Below are 21,621 nucleotides of genomic sequence, written 5' to 3'. Positions count from 1 at the left end.
AGCATGATTTTTTGGAGTTTGGTTGGAGTAAGAGATATTCGATTCTTAAATTAATCTGAACAAATGAATCGAATTAGGGTACCCTAACTGTTTATTTGATTGAATTTTTGTTTGTTGCTAGTTAATTAATCTACGATTTATATTGGTGTGTTTTCAGTTAATAGCTTAGACTATTTAGGTTAACAACTGTTATGGATTCTCTATGGCTACTGATACATCGACGAAATTAATTTTATAGAAAAAGGGAATGTTCCACGTGGAACATTCCCTTTTTTATTTTAATGAAGACTGTTAGGATATCTTCCTTTCTCCTTTTTTTGGGTCTATTATCTACCCATATAAACCAAAAGTACACTTATATCACTGGGTGATACTCCGCTTATTCTAGAGGCTTGTGAAATGCTTATGGGTTTAATGGATTTTAATTTTTCTCTGGCTTCGTAAGACAAGGATTTAATATTGTCGTAATTGAAATTTTCTGGGATTTTAATATTTTCTAAACGCTGAAGTTTGTCGGCATTGTTTTTTTCCTTGGCGATATATCCGGCATATTTCACCTGGATTTCCGTCTGCTCTAATACTTCCCTATCCAGTTGGTGTTCTTCAATATATTTAGAAACCGGTTCTAATTGTCGCATATGCTCCATGGTTACTTTTGGTCTGGAGAATACTTTGAACATTTTATCCGGTTGCTTTACTAAGGAAGAATTTAAATCCTCTAGAATAGGATTTACGTCTTCAGGAGAATAGCTAGTATCCTTAAAAAATTGGATAAAGGAATTAGATTCTTTTTCCTTTTGTTCCATACGCTCCATTCTTTCTTTGGTGGCTAACCCTATATTATAACTCATTGGGGTGAGTCTTAAATCGGCATTGTCCTGTCTTAAGAGCGTTCTGTATTCTGCCCTAGAGGTAAACATTCTATAGGGCTCTTCCGTTCCTTTGGTGATTAAATCGTCAACTAATACCCCAATATAAGCTTCATCTCTTTGTAGGATAAAGGGGTCTTTTTCGTTTATTTTTAAATGGGCATTAATACCAGCCATCAATCCTTGGGAAGCCGCTTCTTCATATCCGGTGGTGCCATTTATCTGTCCAGCGAAATAAAGGTTGTCTACCAATTTGGTTTCTAAAGTATGTTTTAACTGTGTAGGTGGGAAATAATCATATTCTATTGCGTAGCCTGGTCTAAAGAATTTTACTTTTTCAAATCCTTTTACAGAACGCAAAGCTTTAAATTGTACGTCTTCCGGTAGGGAAGTAGAAAATCCATTTACATAGACTTCTACGGTATTCCACCCTTCTGGCTCCACAAATATTTGATGGCTGTCTTTATCTGCAAAGCGGTTTATTTTGTCTTCTATAGACGGACAGTAACGCGGTCCTATACTTTTAATTCGGCCATTGAACATAGGGGATCTATCGAAACCTTCCCTTAGCAAGTCGTGCACCAATGCACTGGTGTGCGACATATGGCAAGCCCGTTGGTGCGTTAATGGTTTGGTGTCTAAATAGGAAAATGTCTCTGGATTTGGATCTCCGGGTTGCGGAATCATTACGGAATAATCCAAAGTTCTACCGTCTACTCTTGGGGGAGTTCCAGTTTTCATTCGTCCGCTTATAAAACCAAGGGATACTAATTGCTCCGTAATTCCAGTAGACGCCTTTTCTCCAGATCGTCCCCCTCCCATTTGTTTATCTCCGATATGGATTAGTCCATTAAGGAAAGTTCCGTTGGTAAGTACCACGGATTTGGATTTAATTTCTAAGCCCATGGTTGTTTTTACACCTACTACTTTGTTGCCTTTTATGAGTAATCCGGAAACCATTTCTTGGTAGAAATCCACATTGGGGGTGTTTTCTAATGCTAATCGCCATTCCTCTGCAAAACGCATCCTGTCGCTTTGGGCTCGCGGACTCCACATTGCTGGTCCCTTACTTTTATTGAGCATTTTAAATTGAATGGCAGTCTTATCTGTGATGATTCCACTGTATCCTCCAAGGGCATCTATTTCCCGTACAATCTGTCCTTTTGCTATTCCGCCCATAGCCGGATTGCAAGACATTTGTGCAATATTCTGTAGGCTCATGGTAACTAAAAGGGTTTTAGATCCCAAGTTTGCCGCTGCTGCGGCCGCCTCTGCCCCTGCGTGACCTCCTCCTACTACAATAACATCGTATTCTTTATCAAACATAATTTCTAGTGTTCCACGTGGAACAATTTTAGTTTTTCATTTTCTTTTTCTCTCATCAACCGTTCTTCTTGGTCGTTTTTGTCGTCAAATCCTAACATATGAAGTACGCCGTGAGCCATTACGCGGCGCAATTCAATATCAAAGGCTACTTCAAATGTCTGGGCGTTTTCTTCAATGCGCTCCACAGAGATGAAAATATCGCCCGCAATGGTTTTTCCTTCCCCATAAGGAAAGGTGATAATGTCCGTAAAGGTATCGTGATCCAAATATTCCTGATTTATTTTAAGAAGATAAGCATCATCACAGAAGATGAAATCTAACTGATCTAGTATGCCCTCTTCAGAGGAAATTATCCTATTTATCCAATCGGTGTACACGGATTCTTCAGTGATTTGAAAATCCGTTAAATAGTGAAAGTCAATCATCCCTTTTAAAATATTCCTTTACTTTGTTCTTATATGTTTGGTGCAAAGGTAGGGCTTGTCTATTTAAAATCTGAACATCGTTTCCGGATTTCTTGAATACCTCCGGGGTGGTTAATATGGGACTTTGAAAAATATCTTCTCCTACGCGACCCTCTCGTTCTTTTTGCTCCCCCTGTTTCATACTGGCATCTTTTAATTTTAGCAATTCATAATGCAGCGCGTTTATCTGACTCAAGGTCTTTTCGGTGATGCCGTTTTCTAATAACTGATCCTGAAATTCCTCCATTTGTTTTATTAGTTTTTCACCTAATTTTCGCTCCTCTTCCTTGAGGAGGGAGTTTAATTGATTCTCTAACTGCTCACGTAATTTTTGCTGCTCTTTGTAGATCTCATAAATCTCCCGTAGTTGAGATTCACTTAACTGATTCCCGGACTGGCCCTCTTTTTGGCCGTTACCTTCCCCTTCTCCGTCCGCTCCATTGGTCCCATTTTGTGACTCGCCATTTTCTCCAGCTTTGTTTTTTCCCTTTCCTTCTTTTTCGCCATTTTCCCCTTCTTGTTGGGCCGACTTTCCAAGACCCTCCATCTTTTCTTTCAATCCTTCCTGTCCTATAATAATATCGGGTAATTGAAAATCAGCGCCACCGCCACTTCCAGATCCCATTTGCATTTGCTGTTGTAGATTCTCCAAAATATTGGCTAGTAAATCGGCCAATTCATTGGTCGCCGTAAGAACATACTTTTGGTCCGAGGCGCCTTTATGAAACTGATTTTCCGCGAAACTTTCCAAGGCATTGTCCAAATTATAATATACCTCGGTAATCTGTTCATTTACCAATTCAGAGATATTGGCCTGCCTTAGGGATAGCGTAAATAAACTATCATCTACATGGTTGAACATTTCCCTTAATTCCTGCTGCCTTATTAAGGTGCCGCTAATATGGTTTGGGTTGGGGTCTAAACCGATCATTTGGGTGTGAAGCTCCTCTTGCTTAAATGAAAAGTGTAGTAAGTTATCCAATATTTGGCGCAGTACCTGGGCATCTTCCATGATGCTAGATTGGCCAGAGCTTGCTGCGGCCTGCTGTAATTGTTCCCCCAGTTGCTTCATTTTTTCGCCAGCGGACTTTTGCTTGGAGGATGCTTTTTGTGAGCTAGAGGGCTTCTCCCCAGCCTTGGGGTTAGGCTGTTTTTGCAATTCCTTTAAAGCGTCTGTTTGGTCATTTTTGATAGAAGCTTCCTTTTTTTCATCCCTGCTTAAGGACATTGGTTTCTTTAGACTTTCATTGTCTTTCTCTAATTCCTCCAATTCCTCGGTGATGTCCTGAAACTTTTTATTGAGGATTTGTTGTCCTTCCGTAGCGCTTTCCAAATCACTTTTGCTAAGATTGAGTTGATCCTTACTCAATTCCTTTAATTTCTCTGCTAAGCGGTTTATCTTTTGCTCTACATAATACCGTTTGGTTAGCTCCAATAATTGCTCTAGGTTACGCTGACTGTTTTTTTGATTTTTACCCAACTCCTCCAATCGCTTCGCAAATTCTTCCTTATTCAGTTTATCGGTAAGACGCTTTAGTTCCTCCAATAGTTTTTCGTTCTTTCTGGCCTCCATTTCCTGTCGTTCTAGTCGCTCCTGCAGTAGTTTGTTTAACTTGTCCTCCTCCTTGGTCCGTTCTAGGTTATCCTTTAACTCATTTCTAAAACGCTGCATTAGCTTTTCCTGCTTTTCCTGCTTTCTCAGAAAATCTTTAATATTATTTTGGTCATTGAAACTTAATCGTTCCTTTTCCTTTTGATCTCTTTTTAGCTCTTCCAAAGATTTTTGTTGCTGCTTAAATTGATCCATACTACGATCCATATTGGTGAGAATTTGCTTTTTTTCCCGGATGTCTTTGTCCAAAAGGTCACTTTCCTTTAAGATTTTAGAGGTGAATACCCTACTCTTTGTGGATTTGGATCCGTTAATAGCATCGTTATCTAAGGCTTCAAAATAATAGCTATATGTAGTGCCTGGCTCCAGCTCTAATCCGGATGGGAAGGTGTAATAGAACGTCTCGTAGTTAAGATTAGGTTGTGAAATCAGCAGTCGTTGGGTGGCAGATTCGTTCAAGTCAGGAAAATATACCAATCGGATCTGACTTAGGCCGTAATCGTCGGTGGCCTCCCCTTGGAAATAGGAAATTGTCGGATTTATGGAATCTACCGCTTGTTGCACCCGTATGGTAGGTGAGGAATCTTTAATTACGGTTATTGAATACCCTAATTCTTCGTGATTTTTTAAGGATGAATTGGAAGCTGAAAGCATATACTCCGTATTTTTAAATACTTTTTGGTTTAAAGAGAAGACAGTGTCTTGTTGCATAAAATTCAAGATGGTATCCTTTGTGCTTAAAGTGATTTCATCGGTGTGCTGGGCACGTATTTTCCATTCTATTTGCGTACCCTCTGGAATGTTGGCATTTCCTGTTCCTCTTAAGATACTGTTTGGTCTATTGGTATGAGGCGGAAAGGTTAAATGCATTCCCACCTCTTGAATGGTGGGGGTATTAATTACGTTTAGCTTATATTTTTTGGAATGCACGCCATTGGCGGAAAAATAAAAACTAAGGGAATTTAAGGGAGGTGTAAATACGTATTGGTATATCCCCTTCTCTTCCCGCAGTAGAAACTCCTTGTTTTCTACAAGCATAGTTATACCGTCTGGTTTTATTTTACCTTCGGTGGTGAGTTGTATCCTAAATGGTTCATCGTCCAGAACCTCTAGATTTGGGGTAAGCAATTTAAATTGAAAGGGTGCTGGCGGTGTGTAAGCCATATCATAATTAACCACCCGCTTATAAGATCCCATGAACGAAACCAAATCCCCAAATAGCCAAATAAGACCTAATAAAAGTATGGGAATTAGAGTGTATTTTAGGTACTTGGTACTGTCACTCAGGTCAACTGCTTTAATAAAGGGAATTACGGATAGTTTTTGAGAGCGTTGGTCTATACTGGCCAATAGTAATTCGGACTTGGTATTATTATCAGCAAGGTCTAATAGATTGTAAAGTTGATCATCTATACCCTTAAAATGTTTACCAATAATCAAGGAGGCTTCCTTATGCGTAATGCCGCGTTTTATTCGGAATAGATATGTGAGGGGAATGATGATGAACCGAATTAAAAGAAGCAATTCTATCCCTATAAAAAGTAGAAATAGCAGTAGCCTACCGGTAGAATTTAACCATAAAAAGTATTCGATACCTAAAATAAAGAGAAAGAACATTAGGCCCAATGCCAGAAACAAGAGCGTTCCTGTAAGCAACATTTTGGTGTAGTACTTTGTGGTAAAAGCATTGAGCTTGCTAATTATTTTGTGGTAATTGTCCAAGGTGTTCCTATTTTATTACCAAGATACAAAAAAATAGCCCCTAGGCTTGCCTAGCATTGCTTAAACAGCGGGTAGGAATACCCACAATTTGTATCTTTGCAATTAAAAATAATAAGATGACAAAGAGAGTTCGAGTTCGTTTTGCACCAAGTCCTACTGGCCCCTTGCATATAGGTGGGGTACGTACTGCCCTATTCAACTACCTATTTGCCAAAAAACACCAGGGGGATTTTATATTGAGAATAGAAGATACCGATCAGAATAGATATGTAGAAGGTGCAGAAGCTTATATTATAGATGCTTTAAACTGGTGTAAAATACCCTTTGATGAAGGTCCGGGGAAGGAAGGTGCATTTGGTCCCTACCGACAAAGCGAACGAAAGGAACTCTACCGAAAATATGCCGAAATTTTGCTGGATAAAGGCGCCGCCTATTATGCATTTGATACCAGTGAAGAGCTGGATGCCCATAGGAAAGAGCACGAAGCTAATGGCAAAACCTTTATTTATAATCAGCACAACAGAGAAAAGTTAACGAACTCCCTAGTCTTGGGCGAGGAGGAAACAGCTAAACGGATTGCTGCTGGCGAACCTTATGTAGTACGTTTTAAAACTCCTGCCGACACCAAAATTCAGCTTACGGATCTGGTCCGTGGTAACATGGAAGTGGATTCTAATGTGTTAGACGATAAAGTGTTGTTTAAAAGTGATGGCATGCCAACCTATCATTTGGCAAATATCGTGGACGATTATCTTATGGAAATTTCCCATGTGATCCGTGGTGAGGAATGGTTGCCATCTTTGGCCCTTCACCAACAATTATACCAGGCCTTTGGTTGGGAGGTTCCCCAGTTTGCCCATCTCCCCTTAATTATGAAGCCAGTTGGTAAGGGGAAATTGAGTAAACGCGACGGCGATAAGTTGGGCTTTCCTGTATTTCCCTTGACTTGGAATGAGTCTAAAGGCTACAAGGAAACAGGCTATTTCCCGGAAGCAGTGGTTAATTTCTTGGCCTTATTGGGCTGGAATCCCGGTACGGAACAAGAATTGTTTTCTTTGGAAGACCTGGTTTCTGCCTTTGAACTAGAGCGTGTAAACCGGTCTGGTGCGCGATTCGACCCAGATAAAACCAAATGGTATAACCACCAGTACATGCAGCAGCAATCCAATGCCGCATTGGCAGCTGATTTTAAAGAAATTTTGCAGAACAAAGGTCAATCCATTACGGAAGATCGTTTGGCCCTACCCTATGTAGAACAAGTGGTTGAATTAATTAAGGAACGTGCTACGTTTATTAATGATTTCTGGGAATTGAGCGACTATTTCTTTGTGGCTCCCACTAGCTACAACGAGAAGGCTGTAAAGAAGCAGTGGAAGGAAACTACTGCGGAGATTATGGAACAATTACTGGTTCAATTGGAAAACATATCCGAGTTTACCGCAGAAAATGTGGAAACAAAGGTGAAGGAATGGATTGGTGAACAAGGTTTGGGCTTTGGGAAGGTAATGCCTCCTTTACGACTTATTACAGTCGGTGATATGAAAGGTCCGGATATGTTCCATATTCTAGCGCTTATCGGGAAAGAGGACAGCGTTAACAGAATAAAAAACGCAATCGCTAAGCTTGCATAAGGGAAGTATTCCTATTCTTAGGTTGTGTACCCATAATATTGGAAGATTATTAATTTGGGGTGTTATTTTCTGTAAGGGTTTAAAAAACTAGCCGTATATTACGAAATAACTTACATTCACTTAATAAATTTTAATATTATGGGTTCATTTCTTTTAATTCCGATTTTGCTACTCGGATTGATTGTTCTTTTATCAGCTTTTTTTATTGTAAAACAGCAAACGGCAGTTATTATTGAACGTTTTGGAAAATTCCATAGTGTTCGAAATTCCGGATTACACCTAAAGATTCCCTTGGTAGACAAAATTGTTACCCGTGTTGGTCTTAAGATTCAGCAATTGGATGTCATTGTAGAGACCAAAACCTTGGACGATGTCTTTGTTAAACTCAAAGTTTCTGTTCAGTATGTGGTATTGAGAGATAAAGTATACGATGCTTTTTACCAATTGGAATATCCGCATGATCAAATTACCTCCTATGTGTTTGATGTGGTCCGTGCCGAAGTACCCAAAATGAAGTTAGACGATGTGTTTGTAAAGAAAGACGATATTGCCATTGCGGTTAAGTCAGAATTGCAGGATGCCATGTTGGATTATGGATACGACATTATTAAGACCTTGGTGACTGATATTGATCCCGATGCCCAGGTAAAGGCCGCCATGAACCGAATTAATGCCTCCGAAAGGGAAAAAATAGCAGCCCAGTTTGAAGGAGATGCTGCACGCATCCTTATCGTGGAAAAAGCCAAGGCCGAAGCAGAGAGTAAACGACTACAAGGCCAGGGTATTGCCGATCAAAGACGGGAAATTGCCCGAGGTTTGGAAGAATCTGTAGAGGTATTAAACAAAGTAGGTATTAACTCCCAAGAAGCTTCTGCCCTTATCGTGGTTACCCAACATTACGATACTTTACAGTCTATCGGAGAAGAAACCAACACCAATCTTATTTTACTGCCCAACTCCCCGCAGGCGGGAAGTGATATGTTAAATAATATGGTGGCCTCCTTTACGGCCAGTAATATGATTGGGGAAAGTATGAAAAAACAAAAGGAAGAGAAGGATAAAAATAAGCAGGATGAGTAATAGTAGCCTGTAGTAAAAGATTACTTCTTGCGCTAGGGTGATGTACCAGGTATTGGTTTTATACCAGTTGGTTATACCTAACGACCAACAGTACTAGCCAGATGATTTTTATAATGGGTTAAACAGATAAACTGGTAAGGTTGTTTTGTTTAGCCCATTTTATTTAAAGGAATACAGTAGTATTATTTTGCGATACTGAAATTGATATACCAATCGTTTTACCTTGGAGTTCTAAGGGGACAAACCCATTGATAAATAGTTCTGAAAGTTTGATTATATTGGGGGTATCTAGAATTATAAACACAGGAAATCCGATTAAATTCCCAATTTCCTGAAGGATGGTTAATCGGATTTTCCAGTATTAAACCAATCTATAATCTTGTCAGTACGGGATTATCCACTTATATGGAAGTGCCGTTGATGTGTTGAGGAATAACCTAGGAAAGTTTTTTTAATATTTTTCTCGTGATAAAGGTAATGAAAAGTCGCTTAGACCACTTTCCCATACTACCGATCAATGCAGTGGGAACAAAACTGTTCTTAGCCTCCTGAACATGCATTTTGATCTGCTCCATTTCTATCTGCCGTTGAAGCTTAAGAATTTTTAGTCGATGGTCTATTTCTTCGAAAGAAGTAAATACGGGTTTGTTGTTCATAGTTAATCGAAATAATATTGCGAGAATTTCTTTAATAAGGATTTGTCCAATCGATCTCTAAAGAGGTAGCAGATGATCCCTATTAGAATATAGAACGCTCCTACCGTTAAAAAACCTAGAAATACATCGTCATACCATTGTCCCATGCCAAAGGCGAACGCAAAGGACAACATTAACAGTGCCAATAGGGCGATTCCTCCAATCAATAGAAGTTTCACCAAGGAACTAATGCCTCGCATCCCTATTTTAAATCCTTTGAGTTTGTAGTACTCTTCGGTATTTTCTAAATAAGCCCGTACATTTCTATCAATTTCGGATACGTTATCCTTTAAGTTCTCCAAAGCCATTTAGTATCTTATTTTTTTTGGAGTTGGGCATTCTTAGCCTTAAGATCGGTCAGCTTTTTTTCCAACGCGGATATGATATCATCTGCCTTGTAGCTCATGGTGGAAAGTGTTTCCTCTAATTTCTGCTCAAAATCTACCTTCTTAGCTTCTGCTGTTTTGGTAAGCTCTTCTTTTGCATGCACTAAACGGTTGGAAAGATCATCACTGGTCTCCCTTGCTTTTTTCTTGATTTTCTTTCTAGTCTTAATTCCTTTATCAGGAGCATATAAGATTCCAATCCCTGCACCTATTGCTGCTCCCGTGAGCAAGGCCAATAAAGTATTTCCACTTGAGTTTGACATAATTTTAAACTTTTTAAATGTTAATAATTCCATTAATAATTTAAGATAAAAAAGAACGATTTCCAAATGAACCTTGGAACACCCTTTTTTATCTTATCCTAATTCTTAGGCGTTTATTCGTTTGGAATAAAATTAATGGTAAATAGGCAGCAGAACGGGCGCAATCGCATAAAGTTTTAACGTAAACCGAGATAGGCGGCCAGTTTTGGCTAATTTAATCATATAAGCAGATTTAAGCGCATCTTGGAGCTGTGGCGGACCAATACCATTATTCAATAAAAAAGCCACAGCAGATGAACGCTGTGGCTTTCGATTTCAATAGTAAATACCTATCGTTATAATAATTGGAATAGAGTATAGTAATACTAGTTTTTTACTTGAATTTTGGCCCAGGTATCCCGTAATCCTACTGTTCTGTTAAAAACTAATTTTTCCGGTGAACTGTCCTTGTCCACATTAAAATATCCCATACGCTGAAATTGAAATTTATCCCCAACTTTGGCTTCAGCCAAACTAGGTTCCACAAACGCATTGATAACTTTTAAGGAGTCGGGATTAATAAATTCCATAAAATCCTTATCCTTATGCGCATCAGGTGTTTCATCCGTAAAGAGTCTATCGTACAACCTTACCTCTGCTTCTACCGCGTGTTTTACAGAAACCCAGTGTAGGGTTCCTTTTACCTTTCTTAGGCTTTCTTCGGTTCCACTACCGCTCTTACTCTTCGGATCGTAAGTACACTGTACCTCTACGATGTTTCCATCCTCATCTTTGGTACAAGAGGTAGCTTTTATGATATACCCATTTTTTAATCGGACTTCCCCTCCTAATTTAAGTCTGAAAAATTTTCTATTGGCTTCTTCCTTAAAATCTTCCTGTTCTATGTATAGTTCCTTGGAAAATGGTATTTTTCTAAATCCAGCTGATTCGTCCTCCGGATTATTTTCAGATTCTAACCACTCCTCTTCCCCTTCCGGGTAGTTGGTAATTACCAATTTTAGCGGATTTAAGACAGCCATTACCCTTGGGGCAATCTTGTTTAGGTGTTCCCTTACATGGAATTCCAAAAGCGACACATCTACCACATTGTCCCTCTTTGCAATCCCAATGGTTTGCGCAAAAGCCTTAATAGATTCTGGGGTGTATCCTCTTCTTCTTAAGCCAGAAATAGTTGGCATTCTGGGATCATCCCATCCTGTTACCACGCCTTTTTCCACCAATTGCAATAATCTTCGTTTACTCACCACGGTATGGCTAAAGTTTCGTCTGGCAAATTCCCGTTGCTTGGGACGCACCTTATCCTCATCTACCACTTGGTCTAAAAACCAATCATAAAGCTCACGGTGCATGGCAAATTCCATCGTACAGAAGGAATGGGAAACTTGCTCCATATAATCGCTTTCCCCATGCGTCCAGTCGTACATCGGATAAATACACCAATCGGTATTTGTACGATGGTGCGGGCGATGTAAAATGCGGTACATCAGAGGGTCGCGCATCAACATATTGGAAGAGGCCATATCAATTTTAGCCCTAAGGACGTGTTCCCCTTCCTTAAACTTACCTTCCTTCATACCTTCAAATAGGCGAAGGTTTTCCTCAACGGAACGATTTCTGTACGGACTCTCCGTACCAGGCTCGGTGGGTGTACCCTTTTGAAGGGCAATTTCCTCGGAAGACTGACTGTCCACATAGGCTTTTCCCTGTTGGATCAGCATTACAGCCCAATCGTATAGTTGTTGAAAATAATCGGAAGCATAGCACTCGGTCTCCCATTCAAATCCCAACCATTCTACGTCTCTTTTAATAGCGTCTACGTATTCTTGCTCCTCATTTATTGGGTTGGTGTCATCAAACCTTAAATTAACGGGAGCTTGGTAACGAAGGCCCAAACCAAAATTTAGGCAGATAGAGCTTGCATGGCCTATATGTAAATATCCATTGGGCTCTGGGGGAAATCGAAACCGAAGCTTATCCTTTGGGAAGCCTTTGCTTAGATCTTCCTCAATAATATGCTCAATAAAGTTTAACGAACGGGATGTTTCACTCATATTCTTAATTTTGAGGAGCAAAGATAACGAAATTACAAGTATAAGCAGTCTATAAAAAGTGGCAAGCATACAAGAAAGTGGGTTTCACAACGTTTTTGGGAAAGCTGACAACTTTAAATTCACTAGCCCTTTGTAAAAGGACATATTTGTTACCCCCTTTCTTTGAAAATGAGGGTGTTAGAGGGAGTATCAAAAAAGTTATCCCTTAGATATCAACAATTTAGCCATTAATTTTAGGCCTAATTCACACTAAATTGACCGCTGAATGTTGCTCAAATCAAAAAAGATATGAAACTTAACCTACCAAACGGAATCTTAATGATTTTTCTGAGCTATCTCGCTTTGGGAATGACCTTTGGTAGTGCCCAGACCTTAAACAAGCCTACACCTGCGGATAATCCCAATTTAGCGGGGAATTCTGTCTGGACGGCGGCCTGTGGTTCGGAGAGTTTCAATGAGTACTTTGTAAATTTCACCTGGTTGCCGAGTGTTGCGGCGGATAACGAATTTATTTTGGAATTGTCCGATGCCAATGGCGTGTTTACCAATCCAACAGAACTATCCAGGGTTTCGGACAAGAATGCTAATTTCGACTTCAACTTTAGTTTTTCCCTGCCTAATACTACTCGGGGAGATGGATATCGCTTCCGCGTAAGAAGTACCAATCCGGCTAAAACCAGTCCAGTATCGGACGCTTTTGAAATGTATTATATCGATTATAATTCCCCCCTTCAAATTAGGGAAATGGGCGATACAGCCCCTAGCCCCGCTATGAAGGTAGAGCTTTGCGATGGAGGGACCACCACCCTAGAAGTATACAATATAGCCAATGCAGAAACCTATCGGTATAATTGGTATAAGGACACTTCGCCTTTCACCGTGGCAGGCCACGGACCGTCTATTGAAGTCTCTGAAGGCGGATTCTATGTGGTGGAATTGGATTATGGGGCTACATGTTCCGGATCATCCAATACACAGTCTCTCTCCATTGAAGTACAGGTAGGGAGCAGCGTGGGATTGGAAATAAACCCCCCAACGAAAGCTGCTTTGTGTACCGGGGAAGCAGTAGCTCCTTTAGAGGCCAATATGAACTATGCGGATCTGTATTATACCTGGTTTAAAGATGGTAGTGTTATACAACCAAGTACCTTGGGGGCTTATACCTATACTATTAATACCAACGATGCCCAATTCCCTGGGAATTACACCGTCCAAGTTCAAGGCAACGGAATATGCACCGAAACTTCCAGTCCCCTGACCATAACCCAGGCAGGTGACTTTACGGTGAGTAGGGACAATCCGGCAAATATGGTCCTCTTACCAGGAAAATCAATTAATTTAAACGTGTCGGCAGATACCTCGCCAGTAACCTATCAATGGTACAAAGATAGTGTTGCACTGAGTGGGGAAACGGGAAGTAGCTTAACCGCCAATTCGGATGGGGTTTATCACGCGGAGGTTACCTATAGTGGCGGGAGTTGCCCAATTACCACCAAAATCAGCGATCCTACAACCGTGGTACTACCTGCCAATTTTGAGTTGACCATAGATTATGTTACAGAATATACCGATTGTGTTAATACGAGTATTGCCTTGGAAGTAACTAAGATAGATGCGATTTTATCCGATGGATCTAAGTTGGAGGTGACCTCGGAATTAGAACCTGACTTTATTTATCAGTGGACCAAGGATGGATCTAACGTGGCAGCAGCTAATTCCAGTACCATTAGCTTTACTGATACTGCTGAAAATGGAAATTATGCGATAAACGCTTCCTTAGATAGTTTTACATCGGTTTCCAATATTCTGCCTGTTCAATTGCAATCTAATGAGATTCTTACCATTTCTAGTACCGCTACCTTATTTTGCAGTCCCTCCGATCTGGTGAGCATTAGTAGTGATACCGCACTGAGCGGGGAAACTTTTTATTGGTCCAAGGATGGCAGCCTGTTGCCAGATACTGCGGAGGTGTTAAGCGTTTCCGAACCGGGAACTTATCAACTAACCGTAAATAAAAACGGTTGTGACCTACTATCAAATGAAGTGGTAATTACTACCTTGGACGATTCTTTACTAATTTTGAACCCTGCAGGCGGTGAGATTTTGTTTCCTGAAGGGAGCAGTAAAGAAATTTATGCCAGTGGGGCCAGCAGTTACCAATGGTTCAATGAAAATAATATGTTGTTGGGAGATTCGGACTCTTTAACCCTAACCCAAGAAGGAACCTATAGGGTGGTAGGATTGGTGAACGATTGCCAAGTAAGCAAAACCTTTGTGGTTACCTATCAGGATACCTTTGGGGTACCCAATGTGGTAACTGCCAATGGGGATGGATATAATGATGTTTGGGTGCTCCCAAATTCCTATACCAAGGATCCGGAGATCCAGGTTATTATTTATAATCAAAAAGGACAAGAGGTGCTCAACCAATTTCAATACCAAAACAATTGGCCAGCGGCTTCCATGAATTTCCCCAGGCAGAATATGGTATTCTATTATACCATTAGAAAAGCAAATAAGACTTTAAAGAAAGGAACTATAACCGTAATACGTTAAGGCACTATGTACAAGAAGAATTTTATATACATCGTATTTTTCCTTCTGGCGTTTACCGCTATAAATGCCCAAGAGGATGATCCGTTTATTGCCTACGATGTGCCTTCACAAAACTTGCTAAAGTTTAACCGGTTCCTAATTAACCCCACCTTTTCTACGGTGAGGGAAAACAAGTCCTATATTAATCTCCTACATAGAAACCAATCGGTATCTTTTGACGATAACAATCAAGATTATTTTTTAAGTTATAGTGGAAGGGTAAGCGATCGCAATGGCCTGGGACTAAGTTTATATACCCAAAGGGAAGGAATGATTACCAATTACGGGGTGATGGCAAATTATGCCTATGGCATTAAACTGAGCGAAAAGAGCAATTTTACCTTTGGTGCAAATTTGGCGTATTACAACAGCGGTTTTGATAGGAACAGGGCATCGGTATTAGATCCTAACGACCCTTCCTTGGATGGCCTACAGGAATCCAATCTGTTGTCTTTTCAACCCGGTTTCAATATTTCCTATGGTGCCTTCGATTTCGGAGTTTTTGCGGAAAACTTGTTCGACTACAACCTAAAGAGCAGTTCCACAGTAAGTGAATTTAAAGACAAGACATTTTCCAGTCACCTTCAATATACCCATGAGTTTAAAAATGGAAGTGGCCTATTGGAACAGGGACGGTTAATGCCCTTGGTACGCGTTAGAAAGGTGGGCAATGAAGAAGTGGTGTTGGGAGGAAGCCTAATCTTAGACCTGCCTAAAATTGGCTGGTTGCAAACTGGCTACGACGATTTTTACGGTGCCTCTGCAGGTATCGGATTTAACCTCAATCAGCGGCTTTCATTGGGTTATACTATGGAGAAGGGATTGTCTAATAACTTTGACAATTTTGGATTGACACATGAAATTTCATTTGCCTACTCCATCACCCCAAATCTAACCGAAGATAGGGTTATGCTAGAGGATAATAACGATCAGCTGGTAGCTAATGAGCTTGTACCAGAGAAGGATGCGCTGTCCCAACAGGAGGAGCTGGAGAAACTTAAACAGACCCTTGCAGAAAATGATCAGATTCTTTCTGAATTGATTTTTAGGTTAGATTCCTTGGAGGCTAACAGGCAAAGGGATTTGGAACGCAGGTTTCATATGGTTATGAAAATGGTAAGGGAGGAGACCCAAGGAAAGCGGCCAGACCTAGAGACCAAAGCTAGAAACATGTACCTGCCCAATAATCAAAAGACTCCCTTGGCTCTTGAAGCATCCAAAGAAAACACGAATAAAAAACCAATTAGTATAAAAGAAGCTTTACAGGCCAAGGGCCCCGGTAGTAAGGTGGTCCATACTGATAACATGGCCCGCAGTACCAATAAGAGCATTACTGTTAAAGATGGGGTTTCGCAGCTCCCGAAAGAACAAACTGTAAAAACAAAAAAGTTTCGGAACTTAGAGGGAGTAGAAAATGGGTATTACGTGGTGGCCAATGTCTACAAAGGCAAGCGCTATAGGGATCAATTTGTGGAGAAACTTTCTCAAAAAGGGGTTCACGCAAACCATTTTACAAATTCTAGGAATGGATTAAATTACGTATACCTAGAAAGGTACGATACGTGGCAGGAGGCCCTAGCCGCCCATAAATCTAAATTTGGTGGAGCTTATGAGGACGATTTGTGGATCATGAATGTGGATAACCGCACGGATACGCAAAAGGCCTACGTGAACAATGTTCAAAAGCTAAAGAACACGGCTGGCCAGTATGATGAAGATTCACTGCACAAAAATGTGATAGTCAAGGACAATGTAGGCGGAAAGGAAGTAGCGGCCGTAGAGGTTACTACAGGAGGGAAGACTTCCTATTATATCATAGCCAATGTTTTTGCCAATACCAATAATGCTAACAGGTTTGTTAAATTATTGAACTCCCAAGGGTATAGTGCCAGTTACTTCATCAACCCTAAAAATAACTATCGGTATGTTTTCTTAAAGAAACACAGTACTTGGGACAATGCCTTGGAATCTTATTACACCAAATTAAGCAAAACGTATAACGATAAGATGTGGATTATGAAGGTATCCTCTAGTCAGGTTACCTAAAAAAATGCTATTAAGCACCGAAGCTTTATGCAGCCACAAATTAGTGGTTTTTAGAAGACCGCTTTCTCCTTATTAGGGCATCTCCTTGTTCCCTTTTTACTACAAAATTAATCGATAAATCGCGAAAGAAATCTTTAATTCGGTTGTCGGCCGGGGCACCGTTATCGGTTATATAGGGGTTTGGTCGGACACCCCTTTTTAGAGTTGTTTAAGGAAAATAATTCTGACCATGCCTAATCGGGGTTTCACAACAAAATTATACCGCTCTACAACAATAAATTCACGTACTCCCTCTTAAGGTCAATATTTGTTAGTAGGTGTTTCGGGTGGTTATAACTACCTGATTCAATGGTTTAAAACTATTTAAAACACCTTTTTTTAGCATCTGTCCTCTTTTGAATAGGGCGCTTTTTACAACCAAACCCGTTTGCAAATGAAACCAATATCCTTCAAACATCTGTTTTTAACTTGTTTTTTACTGTTGGGTACTTTTACTGTGGTTTCACAGGTGAAAAACGATTTTGAGGTTCGTTATGAGGATGAATTACGGGGTGATATTACTTTTATTGCGAATAATATTGTCAATAGGCAAGCAGATGGGTATTGGGAAAGAAGATGTATTAAAAGGAATAGATGGGGATGGTGTACAAGTTGGGAAGATGTTTGGGTTTCTCCTGTCTCAGCCAACGATCCTTACAATGCGACTGGGCGCTCATCGGAATACAATGACAACTTGGATATGCAGTATATCGATATCGATGGCGACCCCTCTACCTTTAGCAGTAGTAGTGCCACCTTAACGGTACCCGATATAAGTTGTGCCAAAATACGCTATGCGGGACTCTATTGGTCTGCAGTTTTTAAGGAAGATGATAGGAGTGATTTTGATAAATTAAAGTTTAAGGTCCCAGGGGGGACCTATCAGGATTTAACGGCGGATGAGATCTTGTTTGACGGGGATGGGGATGCCGATTTTGATTATTATAGTCCCTATGCCTGTTATAAGGATGTTACCTCCATAGTTACCAGCTTGGCCGATCCCAATGGGGAGTATTTTGTTGCTAATGTAAAAGCGAGTTCCGGTGATGCTATTTCTGGCGGGGTATCCGGGGGTTGGAAAATGGTAGTGGTCTACGAGAATCCCAATCTACCAGGAAAATTTATCACCACCTTTGATGGTTATGCCGGGATAAAATCCGGGGAGACCGTAGATATACCGTTCAATGGCTTTACTACCCTACCCGCTCCTTTTCCGGTATTAGCCCAACTTGGGGTGGCAGCCTTAGAGGGGGATAATAGAATTGGTGGGGACGGACTCTCCATTAAAGCGAACTCCATGGCGTCGTTTACGCCATTAGGAAACACTGTAAATCCTGCGAATAATTTCTTCAATAGTAATATTACCAGTGGTGACGCTCTAGTAACCGATCGAAATCCAAATTCAGTGAACACCCTGGGGTGGGATGTGGATTTATTTAATATCAACAACCCCCTCAATGGGGTGATCCCCAACAATGAAACCGGGGCCATTTTACGTGCAAGTTCCTCCCAGGACAAATATGATATTTTCTTTACTTCCTTTGATGTAGAAATCATAGAACCCGTTATCAACCTAAAGAAAACCGTAGAGGATATTGCGGGCAATGATATTACCGGACAGGGGGTAAACCTAGGCCAGACCTTAGATTACGTATTGGAATTCCAAAATGTGGGGAACGATGATGCGGAAAATTATACCATAAAGGATATTCTACCTGTAAATGTTACCCTGGACGAGGCCAACCTCATACTACCAGCAGGGGTAACTTATACCTTCGATCCGGCTACTAGGACGGTGATATTCACTATTCCAAATAATTTGGTGACCAAAGGACGCTCGGCCAATAGTATTCGCATGCGGGTTACCGTAGCGGAAAACTGTTTTGATTTCATAGATGCCTGTTCGGATATTATTCAGAATTTGGCCTATTCTACCTATAGAGGCCGACTGAACAGTAACGTAATTAGCGATGATCCTTCCGTGTACGAGTTTGATGGATGTGGTTTTGCCACTCCTGGAGCTACCAACTTTTTGTTGGACGATCTTTCCAACTGCTCTTTTGCCAGAACCGTGCAACTTTGTGGGGAACAAGTGGTGTTGGAAGCCGGAAAAGGTTTTGATGATTATAAATGGTATAAGGACGAAAACGGAAACGGGGTATTGGATGCCGCCGATACTTTGATAACCGATGGAGATCCGGATAATGATCTTAGTACCTTTGTGGTTCGGGATATTGGCACCTATATTGTTGATAAAATAGTGGCCGATCCCTGTAAAGGTTTTCAAGAGGTGTTGACCGTAGAGCGATTTGGGACCACCCAAACAAATCCTATTGTCGATTTTTTCAACAATAGCAATAGCGATACTGACCCAACCAACGACGTACAGGGAGAGATTGTGAGCTGTTCCGTGGATGGCAGCCCCTTGCCCAAGATTTTTCTGTGCGGGGTGAACGATTCCCAATTGATCCAAGTAAATATTGCCGATGCCCAGAGTATGGTATGGGAAAGGTTGGTGGAAGGTAGCTGTGCGGATTCGGGGGACGACTGTGGGAACAAAAATGCAACCTGTACTTGGAACCAAGTATCCGTAGGCGATAGCTTTATAGCAAATCAGGAGGGAAAATACCGATTGGTAGTAAATTACCAGGGAGGGTGTTTTAGTAGGTTCTATTTCAATGTATTCCAAAACAATCTGGACATACAATATACCTCCAATGATATTATATGTACTACCCCTGGAAATATTACCGTTACTAACCTACCTAATGGATATGGGTACCAATTATATAACCTTTCTACCAATTCTATTGAAGTACCCTACAGTGCCAATAACGGACCTAGTTTTGACATTAATACCAACGGGGCTTACCGAGTGGGTATTATGCAATTAGATCCCAATACGGGAGAACCCATTGACGGTTCCTGTGAATTTACTACCCCAGATATTGGAATACGAAATAGGGCATTACAAGTAAATATCACTAGCACCCCTGCTAATTGTACAGACTTGGGTTCCATAAACATCCAAGCGCTTAATGTCCGTGCCAATTATGAGTACGAAATAAGATTGGACGATGGCAGTAACGGTGGCAATGGCACCCTAATGGACAGGGAGACTGCCCAACCGGACAACAACTTTACCTTTCAAAACTTAAATGCAGGCAATTACATTATCCGTGTACGTACTGATGATGGTTGTTTCTATGAAGAAAAGGTGAACGTTCTCAGTGAGGCCGATTTAACCTTAAATGCCCGAATTTCCCAACATATTAGCTGTAGGGAGGGTAATATTCTTATGGACTCTTATGGGGGTAAAACACCACATACCTATGCTATTTGGTCTTATGTGGATGACTATGGAAATACAATTATCTCCTATCCAAATATCACTTCAATACCACCTAATAAATTTCAAACTAGTCAGATCTTTGACATTCTTGAGCCAGGCGACTATACTTTTGCAGTGGTAGATCGGAACAATTGTTATGTACTTTCCAATACTGTTAACATTGATCTGGTCCCAGCAGTGGAATACACTACTTCGGTATCCGATGAAAGCTGCTTTGGATCGGAAGATGGGTCAATTACCTATAATATGACCGCAACCAATGGATATAAGGTAAGTTATACCATAACCTACCCCGATGGAAGTATGATTACCAACTCCTCGGGCACCTTTACCAATTTACCACAAGGCGATTATACGGTAACCCTTGCACAATCCAAGGGGGGAGCTAGTTGCGATTTTGTAGAAAACTTTACCATTGGAGGGCAAACTGCCGGAATTTCTGGGGATGCTGTACTTGTGCAAGACTATAGCTGTCTTCAAGATGGCATCATAGAAGCCCAAAATGTTACTGGCGGAACTGCGCCCTATTCCTATAGTATAGATGGGGTGAATTTTGTATCAGGCCCAGGTTCCGAAACTTTTTCCAACCTAGGCAGTGGGAGTTACAATATTACCATTAGAGATGCTAACCAATGTACCTTTGTTACCAATACCATTGTATTGGATCCGATGGATGAGCCTACCGATTTAAGCTTTTCATCTACAGCTCCAAACTGCCCTACCCAAACCTCCAATGTTACGGTAACTGCATTAAACGGTATTGATCCCTTAACCATAGAGATTATTGCCCCCATAGCCATGGCTGCAACTACTGCCTCTGGTAAGACCGCCACCTTTAACAATTTGGCACCCGATACTTATTCTTTTAGAGTAACCGATAGTAAAGGATGTTCCTATATGGAGACCTATACCATTGCTCCCGTAAATCCTATTCTGGTAAATGGTACCCTAATTAATAATGTAACTTGTTTAGGAAGTGCGGACGGAGCCATAGATTTTGAAGTAAGCGACTATAGCACCACGTACAGCTACTCAATTAATGGAGCTACTGCCATTACAGGACAGTCTGCTAACACCATCACTTTAACGAATCTTGTAGCCGGGGACTATACCATTACGGTTACGGACGAAACTACCAACTGTACGGATACGGCCACCGTTACGGTGAGCGAACCTACCAACCCCCTAGCCTTTACCTATAACCTTACCCCATTGACCTGTAATGCCGACGGATCGGTGACCATCACCGCTACTGAGGGCTGGGGAGGGTATACCTATGAGTTGGTACAACCAAATACCGTGGTCCTAGGACCACAGTCTAGCAATGTATTCAACGGTTTAAGTCAAGCAGGCACCTACACCATCCGCGTTACCGATGCCGGTGGTTGTACAGTGACCGACACTTTTAATATTACAAATCCAAGCGACCCTGCGGCTATCTTGACCGCCACCACGGACCGTTGTTATGTAGCGGGTAGTGGCGTTAGCCT

11 protein-coding genes and 1 pseudogene are annotated in these 21,621 nt (G+C 40.9%); 5 read left to right on the top strand and 7 right to left on the bottom strand.

The window, feature by feature from the left end; all coding sequences use genetic code 11:
- Nucleotides 1–326: 326 nt before the first annotated feature.
- From mnmG to BV214_RS00865, 3 genes are read right to left on the bottom strand one after another with little or no spacing between them, the layout of a single operon-like run.
- A complete protein-coding gene (gene mnmG, locus BV214_RS00875) occupies nt 327–2,195 on the bottom strand; it encodes a tRNA uridine-5-carboxymethylaminomethyl(34) synthesis enzyme MnmG (RefSeq protein ID WP_086475593.1) in 1,869 nt (622 codons plus the stop codon).
- A 5-nt stretch (nt 2,196–2,200) separates the two neighbouring features.
- Nucleotides 2,201–2,620 (bottom strand): rRNA maturation RNase YbeY, encoded by a 420-nt coding sequence (ybeY, locus tag BV214_RS00870; RefSeq protein WP_086475592.1) that lies wholly within the window; start codon nt 2,618–2,620, stop codon nt 2,201–2,203.
- Nucleotides 2,613–5,993, bottom strand: coding sequence for a DUF4175 family protein (locus tag BV214_RS00865; protein WP_086475591.1), 3,381 nt, complete (start codon nt 5,991–5,993; stop codon nt 2,613–2,615). The genes ybeY and BV214_RS00865 overlap by 8 nt, the downstream gene beginning before the upstream one ends.
- Before the next feature lie 116 nt (nt 5,994–6,109).
- Here BV214_RS00865 and gltX point away from each other — a divergent pair, with 116 nt between their 5' ends.
- Complete coding sequence (gene gltX, locus BV214_RS00860) at nt 6,110–7,624, top strand: glutamate--tRNA ligase (RefSeq protein ID WP_086475590.1); 1,515 nt, start codon at nt 6,110–6,112, stop codon at nt 7,622–7,624.
- Between the two features lie 138 nt (nt 7,625–7,762).
- The gene (locus tag BV214_RS00855) at nt 7,763–8,704 is read left to right on the top strand and encodes an SPFH domain-containing protein (protein WP_086475589.1); all 942 of its coding nucleotides are present in this window, start codon (nt 7,763–7,765) and stop codon (nt 8,702–8,704) included.
- Nucleotides 8,705–9,141: 437 nt separating this feature from the next.
- Here the strand turns inward: BV214_RS00855 and BV214_RS00850 are convergent, their stop codons facing one another.
- The 4 genes from BV214_RS00850 to BV214_RS00835 all read right to left on the bottom strand — a co-directional run bounded on the left by BV214_RS00850 (nt 9,142) and on the right by BV214_RS00835 (nt 12,099).
- Nucleotides 9,142–9,360, bottom strand: a complete 219-nt coding sequence (locus tag BV214_RS00850; RefSeq protein ID WP_086475588.1) for a DUF6327 family protein — start codon at nt 9,358–9,360, stop codon at nt 9,142–9,144.
- Between the two features lie 2 nt (nt 9,361–9,362).
- Complete coding sequence (locus BV214_RS00845) at nt 9,363–9,707, bottom strand: hypothetical protein (protein ID WP_086475587.1); 345 nt, start codon at nt 9,705–9,707, stop codon at nt 9,363–9,365.
- Between the two features lie 8 nt (nt 9,708–9,715).
- Complete coding sequence (locus BV214_RS00840) at nt 9,716–10,048, bottom strand: YtxH domain-containing protein (RefSeq protein ID WP_086475993.1); 333 nt, start codon at nt 10,046–10,048, stop codon at nt 9,716–9,718.
- A gap of 365 nt (nt 10,049–10,413) precedes the next feature.
- Nucleotides 10,414–12,099, bottom strand: coding sequence for a glutamine--tRNA ligase/YqeY domain fusion protein (locus BV214_RS00835; RefSeq protein WP_086475586.1), 1,686 nt, complete (start codon nt 12,097–12,099; stop codon nt 10,414–10,416).
- A 288-nt stretch (nt 12,100–12,387) separates the two neighbouring features.
- On the opposite strand from BV214_RS00835, the gene BV214_RS00830 reads away from it, so the two are divergent.
- The 3 genes and pseudogenes from BV214_RS00830 to BV214_RS00820 form a co-directional block, all read left to right on the top strand.
- Nucleotides 12,388–14,655, top strand: coding sequence for a T9SS type B sorting domain-containing protein (locus BV214_RS00830; protein ID WP_245806722.1), 2,268 nt, complete (start codon nt 12,388–12,390; stop codon nt 14,653–14,655).
- Nucleotides 14,656–14,661: 6 nt separating this feature from the next.
- Nucleotides 14,662–16,740 carry a PorP/SprF family type IX secretion system membrane protein gene (locus BV214_RS00825; RefSeq protein WP_086475585.1) on the top strand — a complete coding sequence of 693 codons (2,079 nt, stop codon included), beginning with the start codon at nt 14,662–14,664 and terminating at the stop codon, nt 16,738–16,740.
- A 433-nt stretch (nt 16,741–17,173) separates the two neighbouring features.
- Nucleotides 17,174–21,621, top strand: a pseudogene (locus tag BV214_RS00820) (SprB repeat-containing protein); the annotation flags it as partial.

It is taken from the genome of Arenibacter amylolyticus (genome assembly GCF_002150785.1).
GTDB classification, from domain to species: domain Bacteria; phylum Bacteroidota; class Bacteroidia; order Flavobacteriales; family Flavobacteriaceae; genus Arenibacter; species Arenibacter amylolyticus.
The sequence above is the reverse complement of the archived record's forward strand: the minus strand, read 5'-3'. Positions and strand labels throughout refer to the sequence as shown.